The organism is Thiomonas arsenitoxydans (assembly GCF_000253115.1).
Taxonomy (GTDB): Bacteria; Pseudomonadota; Gammaproteobacteria; order Burkholderiales; family Burkholderiaceae_C; genus Thiomonas; species Thiomonas arsenitoxydans.
Genome location: NC_014145.1, coordinates 1,969,006 through 1,979,975, shown reverse-complemented (window position 1 = coordinate 1,979,975; position 10,970 = coordinate 1,969,006). Strand labels below are relative to the sequence as shown.

Here is a 10,970-nt window from a genome sequence, read left to right as displayed (position 1 = left end):
CAGCGTCGTGCTGACTTCGCATAAAAGCGAAGTTCGCCTTATTGCGTCCCAGCGCGATGGGCCGGACCGCGCGCTCGGCGGCGTTGTTGTCGATGGGAACCAAATGGTCGTCGGCGAACACGCCCAGTGCCGTCCACCGCCCCAGGGCGTAGTCGATCGCCCGCGCCGTGGCGTCGGCCTTGGCCAGCTTGGGCCGCTGCTCGCTCAGCCAGGCATGCAGCGCGTGCAGCCGCGGCTGGGTGTCCTGGCGGCGTCGCCGCAATCGCGCGACGGGGTCGAGGTCACGGATGTCCTGCTCGATGCGGTACAGCTCGCCAATGCGCTCCAGCGCTTGGGCGGCCAGGGCGCTGCCGGTGAGCTTGTGCGCCTCGAAGAACTTGCGCCGCGCGTGCGCCCAGCATCCCGCTTCACGGATGGCGCCGCCGGCGAACAGCGCCTTGTAGCCGCTGAAGTCATCGACCACCAACGTGCCCGACCAGCCACGCAGGAACTTGCGCGCATGCTCCCCGGCCCGACTGCCGCGGTAGTCGTAGACCACCAGCGGCTGGCACGCGCTGCGATACACCCACACGTAGGCGCGGTGGGTCTTGCCCGCGCCCGGCTTAAGCTCGGCCACCGGGGTCTCATGCGCCGGTTCGCAGTCGAGCTGCTCGCTGATCTCCTCGCCGATGCGCTTGAGCACGTGGCCCTGCGGGCACAGCCCGGAGTCGATCTCGTAGTGGTGTTCGATGCGCTCCAGGTTGCCGGGCAGCGGCTGGCGTTTCGGGCGGCGTTTGTTCGGGCTGCCCCGCTCGTCATCGGCGGCGCGGTCCTCGGCCTGCTCCTCCTGCTGCAGCAGCGCCTGCGTCTTGGCATCGAACAGCTCGCCTTGCTGGCTGTCCAGGCTCTCGCTGGACTGGCCGAAGCGCCAGCGCTTCAACCTCGCCACCTCCAGGCTCAGCGCCGCATTCTTGAGCGCCTGGCGCTTGGCCTCGCCAGACAACTCCTCGATGAGACGGCGTGCGTAAAGCGCCGCCGGGTCGTCGCCCAGCGCGCGCAGCTTGTCGTCATCGATCGCCTCCACCATGCCCGCCATTCTCGCGTGCGCGCACGCGCGCGCCAAAGCGCACTTGCCCCGATGGACAGCCTTCAGATCACCCGGATCGCCTCGGCCTGCGCGGCCGCCGTCATGCGCTGCCAGGGCAGGCCGGCCACGAGCCAGTCCCATTGCTGGGCGCTCAGTCGCACCGTGGCCGCCTCGTCCTGCGGCCAGGCGAAGCCTCCCTCCTGCAGCCGCCGCGCGCACAGCCAGATCCCCGCGCCGTCGAACACCAGCACCTTCAGCCGCGTCGCCCGGCGATTGGCGAACACATACGCGTGGTGCGGCTGCGCCACCCCGAACCTGCCGATCACCTGGCCCAGCAGACGATCCATGCCGCCGCGCAGGTCGCTGCTCCCCACCGCCAGCCAGACCGCCTCGATGCGGATCATCGCTTCAACCCAGCCACGCCCGCAGCCACTGCGCGCACTCGACGGGTGCCGCCACCGGCCAGTCGACCTGCACCCGCCGCGACCCGACCTCGCAAACGATGCGCGCGCAGCCTGTGCCCACGGACGCCTCGCTGGGCTGCACCTTCACGAACGCCGCCGCCCGGCCCGTGGCCGTATACGCCTGCCCCGCCAACCGCGCCCGCCACCGCGGCGCATGCGACGCCCAGCCCCGCAGGTCCAGGTAGCTGATGCCGCGCGACTGCGCGAACGCCTCGCCGCTCAACCCGCTGGCTTCATACGCATCGACCACCGCCAACCGTTCCCCGACCTGCTCCTCGCTCAGCTTGTCCTTGCGCAGCCGACCACCCATGGCAACCTCCTTCGCCTTCGAAAGCCGCAGCCTCGCAGCCGCGGCCTTCCGGCTCAAGATGGGATCGCTGGACGCTTACGCCGCACCTGCTACTGCTCATCGCCCTTGGCGCCATCCCAGGCCTAGCTTGGATCATGGGTGGGGCAGGCCCGATAGGGCCGCTGTTTTCCATTCTCCTTGTTCCAGCCGTCGCCACAGGGCGTAACCCCGTCGAGCGCCTGACGGCCGCTCTGGGCTACTACGCCACCGGCTGCTGGCCGATCGTCGGCGCTGTCGCCGGTTACTGGGGGACCGGACATGCAGTGGTTGGGCTGATGGCATGGGCGGCATGCAACGTGGGGCTGGCCATACCGTGGGCACTGGCAGCCAACTGGCGCGGCCTGCTTTTTGCGCTGGCCACCACGGCGTTGCCGCCGCTGGGCGTCATCGGCTGGCTCTCGCCCCTCAATGCCGCCGGCGTGCTGTTTCCTGGCATGGGTTGGATCGGCCTCGCGCTGGCCGTCGGCTCTATGCTCGCCATGCATTCCGCGCTGTCTGTGCCGGCTGGCCAGGGGCGGCCCCGCCTGTTCGTTGGCGCATCCTGGTGGACGTTGCTGTCCGCGGCGATCGTGGCAATCGGCGCGAACGTCCTCGCGGCGCCCGCATCTGCGCCACATGGCTGGGTTGGCGTCCAGACCCATATCCTCCCCAGCAAGGGAAATGTCCTTCGCGCCATCCAGAACAACCAGTCCATCATTGATGCTGGGCTGGCCCAGGGCAAAGGCGCCAGGGTTGTAATTTTCCCAGAGGCTGTCCTGGAAAATTGGCTGCCTGGTACGCGCCAGCAGTTCGCCGAAGCCGTGCCGCCCGGGCAGATCTGGCTCATTGGAGCTCAAGCGGGAAGAAGTGATGCGGTCGTCGCTGTCACCCATGCCCGGGCCACCGCCATGCCGCTGGCCAAGGCAGCGGGTCTACTGCTGGGCGGTGACTGGCAGCCCTGGAAGAAGGACACGCTGCGACCGACATGGGTGCAGCATGCCTTCGCGCTGGGTGGTACTCGAGTCTGGGCAGCGCTGTGTGTGGAGCAAGTGCAGCCCTGGACGTGGCTTGGCGCTGCGGGAGAAACCAGGGATCATCGTGGCGATGTCCAGCGCCTGGTGAGCGCCGCCTGGCACTGCAGCGCCAGGGATTCAGAAGGCCAGCGCGAACGCTTGGGCGAGACTCATGGGAACGCCGATAGCATGGGCGATGAACCACTGATCTGTCGCCGGGCAGCGACTGCAAAGCGAGTTCTACCGACCATCGTTCCATCGCGTGACACCGGCTCTCCTCCAGCAGCACCCAGAACCGCATGCATCCTTGCGCGGACACGACGCCTGCCATACGCCTCCGCAATCGACTGAGACCGCGAGCCTGACGCCGACGCCGCTGATCGCCTTCACTTCGCGGCAGCCATCCTGGCGACGACATACTGTCCCGACAGTCCCTTCGCCAGATCGAAATTCACTGCGTCTCCCGGCTTGAGTCCGACGAGCATGCTTTTGTTCCGCACGCCGAAATCCATGGTCATTCCCGGCCAACCCAGCGCCTTGATCGCCTGGTGCGTGATATTCACCGTGCCGGCGGCGCGGTTGACGCTGTTGATGGTCCCGTGCGCCATGAAACCTTGGGTCGCACCGGCCGCGGCGGACATGCCGCCCATGCCCCCGGCGTCCATCGTGCCCATGCCGGGCATCGCGTTCGACGCGGCGAAAGCGGGCGACATGGCGGCCGCGGAACCGATCAGAACGAGGGCGAGGTCGAAACGTTTCATCGAGTTCTCCTGTGTGGTCAATGATGTTTGTGGGTGGATATGCGCCACGGCTCGCCGGCGACGAGAGGCGGCCAGCCCGGCACACGGCCCAAAGGGCCGTGCGCCGCGTGGGAGCTTATTGCTTCATCAAGAATCCATAAATCCTCCAGCAATCTTGCGGATTGCGCAAAGCGGGTTTTTGAATCAATTGGCCGTGCTTGCGAAAGCAGGCCTGAATTTGCGCCGACCGGGTCTGGACTCCATTGTTACCCGCGGCAAACGCCGGATAGGCGGAGCCCAGCATCAGCAGGGGTGTGATGACGATCAACAGTTTTTTCATGGCAATTCTCCAGATGATTGAAATGCAGCAACGCATACAAGGCAGCCAAGACATGGGATTGGCTGCCGTGACAACCCCACTGAAGACTTTGCATCGTCAAGATGACCATGCAGACCTTCCCGGCCATTTCTGGACAGGGCCGCGAATTCACACATCACATCATCCCGCGCATCATGGCCGGCATGCCATCCTTGGCGAAACGGTCGAGTTCGCGGGCATGCGCCTTGATCACGGCCACCATCTCCGGGTCGGAGGAGGTTTCGGTCACGGCCACGCCATCGGGCAGGATGTCCAGCTTGCGTTGATACTTCGTCGGATTGGCGAACATCTGCGGCACGCTGTTGCTCATGGGATAGGGAAACGGGCGGTCCTCGTCCAGGCGCCGGTACATGTCGATGACATGCTCCTTGATCAGCGCCGCCGTGGTGGGGTCGGCCGAGGTGGTGACGTCGTGCACGCCGTCGGGCAGCTCGGTGACCTGGCGCCGAATCAACTTATGCCGCTCGAACAGCTCCATGCCCGTGCGCATCGGCCCGCGCATGTTCTCCGGCGACATCATGCCGCCCATCATCCCGCCACCCATCATCCCACCACCCATCATCCCGTTGCCCTGGGCTTGGGCCGGGCGGCGGCCGAGCAGGTAGCCGGACACGGTTCCAACAAGACCAACAATCACAGTCACAAACGAACGACGTTGCATGATCAACTCCTGTTTGCATTCGACAAGACATCCCGCGGTGCCGGGCCTGAGCCCAGCCCCAGGCGCCGCTTCTGCCACAGGGCGTAAACCGCCGGAATCACCAGCAGCGCCAGCAAGGCAGCCGTCAGCATGCCCCCCACCATGGGCGCGGCGATGCGCTTCATCACGTCGGCACCGGCGCCTTCGCTGAACATGATGGGCAGCAGGCCGCCGACCACCATGGTCAGGGTCATCGCCATGGGCCGCAGCCGCAGCAAGGTGCCCTCGACCACCGTTTGCTTGAGATCGTCCCAGGTGTTGAGCGCGTCGTGAGCCTTGCGCCGCGCCAGCGCCGCGTCGAGATACAGCAGCATGACCACGCCGAACTCGGAGGCCACCCCGGCGGTGGCGATGAAGCCCACGCCCACCGCCACCGACAGCTTGTAGCCCAGCCAATCGACGTACCAGAATCCGCCCACCAGCGACAGCGGCAGGGTCAGCAGGATGATGGCGACCTCGGTGATGTTCTTGAAGTTGAAATACAGCAAGAGCGCGATCAGGCCGATCACCGCCGGCACGACGATCTTCAGGCGCTGCACGGCCTGCTCCAGCGCCTGGTACTGCCCGACCCAGTCGAGCGTGAAACCGGGCTGCAGATGAACCTTCTGTGCCAGGGCCGCTTGCGCCGCGGCGACGTAGCCGCCGATGCTGGTGCCGGGTTTGAGGTCGATGTACACCCAGGAATTCAGGCGGCTGTTGTCGCTGGTGAGCATGGGCGGGCCGCCCTCGATGCGCAGCGTGGCCACCTGCGCCAGCGGAATCTGGCTGCCCTCGGGCGTGGCGATGCGGCTTTCCATCAGCGTGGCCAGGGACTGGCGCAGTTCGCGCGGATAGCGCAGGCTGACGGGGAAGCGCTCCAGGCCGTTGACGGCGGTGGTCAGTATCTGTCCGCCGATGGCGGTCTCGACCAGGCGGTTCACGTCCGCCACCGAAAGCCCGTAGCGCGCGGCGGCGAGCCGGTTGGTGTCGACCACGATGTAGCGCCCGCCGGTGGCCCGCGCCGCATAGGCGTTCTGGGTGCCTGGCACTTTTTGCAGCGCCGCCTGGATCTCCTGCCCCAGCCGGTTCAGGGTGTCGAGATCGCCGCCGGTGACCTTGATCCCGAGCGGCGTCTGCAGGCCGGTGGTCAGCATGTCCACCTGGCCCTTGATCGGCTGGGTCCAGGTGTTCGACACCCCCGGAATCTGCAGCGCCTGATTCATCTTCTCGATCAGCTTGGCGGTGGTCATGCCGGCCGGCCAGGTGTTGCGGTCTTTGAGGTTCACGACGGTCATGAACATCGAGATCGGCGTCGGGTCGGTCGCTGTCTGCGCCCGGCCCGCCTTGCCGAACACGCTCTCCACTTCGGGGAAGGTCTTGATGATGCGGTCGCTCTGCTGCAGGATCGCGGCGGATTGGCCGATGGAGATCGACGGATCCTGCGACACCGGCATGTAGAGCAGGGTGCCTTCGTTCAAGGGCGGCATGAACTCCGAGCCGAGATGCTTCCAGGGGAAATACAGGCTGGCCACGGCGACGAAGGCCAGCACGATGACCACCCAGGGAGCCCGCAGCACGCCGTGGATCAAGGGGCGGTAGAGCCAGATCAGCACCTGGTTCAAGGGGTTCTTCCCCTCCGGGCGGATATGCCCGCGAATGAACCACGCCATCAGTAGCGGCACCAGGGTGATGGACAGGATGGCGGCCGCGGCCATGGCATAGGTCTTGGTGAAGGCCAGGGGCCGAAACAGCTTGCCCTCCTCGCCGCCGAGCGCGAACACCGGCAGGAACGACACCGCGATGATCAGCAGCGAAAAAAACAGCGCCGGCCCGACTTCCGATGCCGCCACCCGCGCCTTCATCCAGGGATCGGCGCCGGGATCCTGCTCCATATGCTTGTGCATGTTCTCGATCATCACGATCGCGGCGTCGGTCATCGCGCCGATGGCGATGGCGATGCCCCCCAGGGACATGATGTTGGCCGGAATGCCCTGCGCCCACATCACCAGGAAGGCGGCGAGGATGCCCAGCGGCAGCGACACGATGGCCACCAGCGCCGAGCGCGCGCGCAGCAGGAACAGGAACGACACCAGGGCGACGATCAGCGACTCTTCCAGCAGCTTCTCGGTGAGGGTGTGGATGGCGCGCTGGATCAGCGGCGCCTGGCTGTAGGTGGTGACGATCTTCACCCCGGGCGGCAGCGAGGGCTGGATGGCGCGGATCTTGTCCTCGACCCGACGGATGATGGCATCGGCGTTCGAGCCCTGGTTCATCATCACGATGCCGCCGACCACCGCGCCCTCGCCGTTGAGGTCGGCGGCGCTGTTGGGCAGCTCCGGCCCGAACTGCACGCGGGCGACGTCTTTGAGCGTCAGCGGCACTCCGCCGCGCGCCGCCAGCGGCGCGTTCTCCAGATCCCGCAAGGAGCGGATATAGCCGGTGGTGCGCACCATATAGCTGGCTTCGCCGAGATCGACCACCGAGCCGCTGGTCTCGCCGTTGGCGGCGCGGATGGCATCCTCCACTTGGGGCAGGGTGAGGTTGTAGGCCAGCAGGGCCTGCGGGTTCACCACCACCTGGTATTCCTTCACCATGCCGCCGACGGTGGCGACCTCGGCCACGCCCGGAATGCCCTGCAACTGGTACTTGAGGAACCAGTTCTGCAAGGTGGTGAGCTGGCTCAGGTCCTGCGTGCCGCCGGTATCGGTCAGGGCGTACATGTAAACCCAGTCCACCCCCGAGCTGTCCGGCCCCAGCGCCGGCGTCACCCCGGGCGGCAGTTTGGATTGCACCTGGCTGAGATACTGCAGCACCAGGTTGCGCGCCTGGTAGATGTTGGTGCCGTCCTTGAAGATGACGTAGACGAAGGAGTCGCCGAACATCGAATAGCCGCGCACCGCGCGCGCGCCCGGCACCGACTGCAGGGTGGTCTCCAGCGGATAGGTCACCTGATCCTGCACCACCTGCGGCGCCTGCCCGGGGTAGGAGGTCTTGATGATGACCTGGGTGGGGGAGATGTCGGGGATGGCCTCCAGCGGCGTGTTGCGCACCGCCAGGATGCCTGCGGCCAGCAGCATCAGCGCGCCGATCACCGTCAGGCTGCGGTTCTCGAAGCACCACTCCATGAGCCGCCGGATCATGGGGCGCTCCGGCCAGGGGCCATGTTCATCCCGGCCATCGACCCGGCGGCGGGCGGCGGCGCGGCTGCCGGCGTGGCGGGTGGTGCGCCCGTTGGTGGGGCTATTGGTGCGACCGTTCGCGGGGTCATTGGCCCAGCAGAGCCAGCTTGCGGGGCGCTCGCTGGCGGCATGCCTGGCATCGCTCCCGTGGCGGGTATGCCACTCGCGCCGCTCGTGCCGGCATGACCGCCGAGCATGCGCGCCTTGACCGACTGGAACTGCGACTCGGAGTACAGCAGGAACTGGGCGCTTTCCACCACCTGGTCACCCGCCTTGAGCCCCCGGGCGATGACCACCCAGCCGTTCGCCTCGGGCCCAAGCGCAACTTGCACCGGCAGGAAGTGGCCGCCCGCTTGCGCCAGCATGGCGTAATCGCCATCCTGCGTGCGCAGCACCGCGCTGCTCGGCAGCGCCAGCGCGGTTTGCGCCTGGGCCTGCACCGTGGCGTTGGCATACATGCCCGGGCGCAGAATGCCGCCGGGGTTGGCGAAGCTCAGGCGCGCGGTGATGGTGCGGGTTTGCGGGTCCAGCGTGGGGTAGAGAAAGTTCAGGCGCCCATCCCAATTCCTGCCGGGGTAGGCCGGAAGCTGGAGCTGCACGCCGTCGCCCAGGCGCACCCACGGCATCTGGTAGTCGTACAGCGCCACATTGACCCAGACCCGATCCAGATTGGCGATCTCGAACAGGCTATTCTGCGACGAGACATAGCTGCCTTGGCGAATATTGAGCGCCGTCACCACCCCGCTCTCGGGCGCCAGGATGGGAACGTTGCGCATCGGCTGGCCCGAGGCCTCCAACTGCTTGAGCGCAGCCTCGGGCAGGCCCAGCAGCAGCAGGCGCTGTTTGGCCGCGGCCAGCAAACCCTGGCTGTCGGCATGACCGTCGGCCGCGCCGGCTTGCTGGCGCGCAATGCTGTATTCCTGCTGCGCGCTGTACAGCTCGGGCGAGTAAATCTCCGCCAGCACCTGACCGCGCGCCACCGGGTCGCCCACGGCACGCACCTTGAGATGCACGACCCAGCCGGAGAAGCGCGGGGTGACGGTGGTGACGCGGTTCTGGTCCACGGCCACGGTGCCCACGGTCTGGATCGCCTGGCCCATGGGACGCATCTGTGCGGTCGTCAGGCGCACGCCCAGGTTTTGCGTCAGGCGCGGGTCGATGCGCAGCCCGCTGTCGTTGGCGCCGGCTTCGGCCGGGGCGTAGACCGGCACGTAATCCATGCCCATGTTGTCCTTCATCGGACGGTCCGAATGGATCGCCGGATTCATCGGGCTGACCCAGTACAGCACCCGGCGCTGCGGCGCCGCAGCCGGGGCGTAGACCGGGACATAGTCCATCCCCATGTTGTCCTTCATCGGGTGGTCGGAGTGGATGGCGGCGTTCATCGGGTTGGCCCAATACAGCACCCGGCGGCTTGCCGGCGCTGCTGCGGAAGCTGCTGCGGAAGCCGGGGCCGCCGCGGCGTTCGGCGTCTCGGGGTCCGAGGCGCCGTGCGGCAGCCAGCGGCTGCTCCAGAGGCCCGCGCCGATGCCGGCCAGCAACAGGCCGAGGCCGAGAGTGAAGGTTCGCAAATTCATGGCTGCTGCTCCGAAGGCGTTGTCAGGTAGTCGAGTTCGGCCTGGGTGGCCAGCAGATCCCGGCGCTGTTGCAGGGTCTGGAGTTCAAGGGCAAAAACGGCTTGCTGCGCCTTCAGCACGTCGCTCATGCTGGCGCGGCCGTTGCTGTAGGTGGTGAGGGTGGAGTCGTACGCCGCATGCGCCAGCGGCAGCATGTGCGTGCGCATGCGCTGCCACTTCTCCTGCTGGCTGCGCATGCGCGCCGTGGCGGTGCGGATCTGCTGCTGCAAGGCCAACCGCTGGTCCTGCTCGTCGTAGCGGGCTTCCATCACCTGGGCGCGGGCGCTGTCGAGTTCCTGATCCAGCCGATGGCTGGAGAAGATCGGCAAGTTCATCGAAACCCCGGCGGAGAAAAAGTTGGGGGAGCCCGGAAAAAAGCTCTTGCCGTAGGAGGCGCCAACCGTGATCTCCGGCAGGAAATCCTTCTTGGCCACCTGCACGCCAGCCTGGGCGATCCGCACCTTGGCCTGGGCCATGCGCAGCAGCGGCTGGGTCGGGGGCGCTTGCTCGGGAGTCGTCGCGCCTGGCGACAAGCTCGGCCAGTCAGGATCGATCTCCGGCGTTTGATCGCTGCCGAGTGCCTGGGCAATGTCGGCCAGAGACGCCGCTTCATCCGCGGCGAGCGCGCTTTGGTCGTTGCGCAGTTCGTCCTCGGCGAGACGGGCGCGCAACACATCGCTCTGCGGTCCGTTGCCCGAGCGGTAGCTGGCCATGGCCGCGTCGACGTTCTCACGCGCCAGCGACTGCTGCCGCTGCACCGCCGCCATGGCCTGGCGCGTGTACACCGCCGCAAGCCAGGCGCGCCGCAAGGCGAGAACCAGTTGCGCGCGTTTGGCTTCGCGGTTGAAGTGCTGCTCCGAGGCTTGCGCCTGCAGCTTGTCACCTTCGAGGGCCAGCTTGCCGATCGGCGGAAAGCTCTGGCTGACGCCGACGCTGAGCATGGTCATGCTCTGCTGCGTCAGCGAGAAGCTGTTGGTGGGCAGGTTGACCGCGTCGAACGACACATGCGGGTCGGGCAACTGCGTGGCCGCCGCGGCCTGGTGCTGGATGGCGCGGATGCGCTGCGCGGCTGCGGCCAGGCTGGGGTTGCTCCGCGCCAGTTGGGCCTCGGCGGCACCGAGGGTCAGGGGCGCGGCTTGGGCGGGTGCGGCCAGGCCGGCGAGCAGTAGAAGCGTGACAAGAACGGGGATGGCCGCCGGGCGTTCAGACCAGACGGATGACAACCGCCGGGCTTGCGCACGGCGGCACTGCAGGATGAGGGACATCGCTTTCCTCTTCGGCGGATGGAACGCTGCAAGGCCGCAGCGCTGATCGCAAGGCTAACACGAACACCGCCCGGTGAAGGTTCACCGGGACGGGTGCTGCCGAAGGGGTCAAACTTGGAGGCGAGCCGCGAGGAAAGGCGGCTTGGAGGGAGGCGGCGGATCGATGCGCCCGATGGGCAAGGCAGCCTGCTCAGGCTGAGCTTGGTGGATGGGCACCAAGCGTTGGATCAATGCCGCGTGA

General features: G+C 67.1%; 9 protein-coding genes and 1 pseudogene. 1 reads left to right on the top strand and 9 read right to left on the bottom strand.

Annotated elements, in window-relative coordinates; translation table 11 throughout:
- Positions 1–13: 13 nt before the first annotated feature.
- The 3 genes and pseudogenes from tnpC to THI_RS09225 all read right to left on the bottom strand — a co-directional run.
- A pseudogene (gene tnpC, locus THI_RS09235) lies at positions 14–1,066 on the bottom strand (IS66 family transposase); the annotation flags it as partial.
- A 62-nt stretch (positions 1,067–1,128) separates the two neighbouring features.
- Positions 1,129–1,470, bottom strand: a complete 342-nt coding sequence (tnpB, locus tag THI_RS09230) for an IS66 family insertion sequence element accessory protein TnpB (RefSeq protein ID WP_013105990.1) — start codon at positions 1,468–1,470, stop codon at positions 1,129–1,131.
- Positions 1,471–1,474: 4 nt separating this feature from the next.
- The gene (locus tag THI_RS09225; RefSeq protein ID WP_013105989.1) at positions 1,475–1,840 is read right to left on the bottom strand and encodes a hypothetical protein; all 366 of its coding nucleotides are present in this window, start codon (positions 1,838–1,840) and stop codon (positions 1,475–1,477) included.
- Between the two features lie 134 nt (positions 1,841–1,974).
- Between THI_RS09225 and THI_RS09220 the strand changes: the two genes are divergently transcribed.
- Positions 1,975–3,222 carry a carbon-nitrogen hydrolase family protein gene (locus THI_RS09220; RefSeq protein ID WP_013105988.1) on the top strand — a complete coding sequence of 416 codons (1,248 nt, stop codon included), beginning with the start codon at positions 1,975–1,977 and terminating at the stop codon, positions 3,220–3,222.
- Positions 3,223–3,257: 35 nt separating this feature from the next.
- On the opposite strand, the gene THI_RS09215 is transcribed toward THI_RS09220, so the two are convergent.
- From THI_RS09215 to THI_RS09190, 6 genes are all read right to left on the bottom strand, one after another.
- Complete coding sequence (locus THI_RS09215) at positions 3,258–3,632, bottom strand: copper-binding protein (protein WP_013105987.1); 375 nt, start codon at positions 3,630–3,632, stop codon at positions 3,258–3,260.
- 115 nt (positions 3,633–3,747) lie between these two features.
- A complete protein-coding gene (locus THI_RS09210) occupies positions 3,748–3,951 on the bottom strand; it encodes a hypothetical protein (RefSeq protein WP_013105986.1) in 204 nt (67 codons plus the stop codon).
- 154 nt (positions 3,952–4,105) lie between these two features.
- Positions 4,106–4,651 carry a hypothetical protein gene (locus tag THI_RS09205; RefSeq protein WP_013105985.1) on the bottom strand — a complete coding sequence of 182 codons (546 nt, stop codon included), beginning with the start codon at positions 4,649–4,651 and terminating at the stop codon, positions 4,106–4,108.
- Positions 4,652–4,653: 2 nt separating this feature from the next.
- Positions 4,654–7,809: an efflux RND transporter permease subunit gene (locus THI_RS09200; RefSeq protein WP_013105984.1), complete on the bottom strand. Its 3,156-nt coding sequence runs from the start codon at positions 7,807–7,809 to the stop codon at positions 4,654–4,656.
- On the bottom strand, positions 7,806–9,425 hold the full coding sequence (locus tag THI_RS09195) for an efflux RND transporter periplasmic adaptor subunit (protein ID WP_013105983.1): 1,620 nt from the start codon (positions 9,423–9,425) through the stop codon (positions 7,806–7,808). The genes THI_RS09200 and THI_RS09195 overlap by 4 nt, the downstream gene beginning before the upstream one ends.
- A complete protein-coding gene (locus THI_RS09190) occupies positions 9,422–10,729 on the bottom strand; it encodes a TolC family protein (protein WP_013105982.1) in 1,308 nt (435 codons plus the stop codon). Before THI_RS09190 ends, THI_RS09195 begins: the two co-directional genes overlap by 4 nt.
- Positions 10,730–10,970: the final 241 nt, after the last annotated feature.

What these genes read in the sequence shown, in the direction of transcription:
- tnpB (WP_013105990.1), bottom strand. Translation starts at nt 1,470, where the DNA reads ATGATCCGCATCGAGGCGGTCTGGCTGGCGGTGGGGAGCAGCGACCTG.
- THI_RS09225 (WP_013105989.1), bottom strand. Translation starts at nt 1,840, where the DNA reads ATGGGTGGTCGGCTGCGCAAGGACAAGCTGAGCGAGGAGCAGGTCGGG.
- THI_RS09220 (WP_013105988.1), top strand. Translation starts at nt 1,975, where the DNA reads ATGGGTGGGGCAGGCCCGATAGGGCCGCTGTTTTCCATTCTCCTTGTT.
- THI_RS09215 (WP_013105987.1), bottom strand. Translation starts at nt 3,632, where the DNA reads ATGAAACGTTTCGACCTCGCCCTCGTTCTGATCGGTTCCGCGGCCGCC.
- THI_RS09210 (WP_013105986.1), bottom strand. Translation starts at nt 3,951, where the DNA reads ATGAAAAAACTGTTGATCGTCATCACACCCCTGCTGATGCTGGGCTCC.
- THI_RS09205 (WP_013105985.1), bottom strand. Translation starts at nt 4,651, where the DNA reads ATGCAACGTCGTTCGTTTGTGACTGTGATTGTTGGTCTTGTTGGAACC.
- THI_RS09200 (WP_013105984.1), bottom strand. Translation starts at nt 7,809, where the DNA reads ATGATCCGGCGGCTCATGGAGTGGTGCTTCGAGAACCGCAGCCTGACG.
- THI_RS09195 (WP_013105983.1), bottom strand. Translation starts at nt 9,425, where the DNA reads ATGAATTTGCGAACCTTCACTCTCGGCCTCGGCCTGTTGCTGGCCGGC.
- THI_RS09190 (WP_013105982.1), bottom strand. Translation starts at nt 10,729, where the DNA reads ATGTCCCTCATCCTGCAGTGCCGCCGTGCGCAAGCCCGGCGGTTGTCA.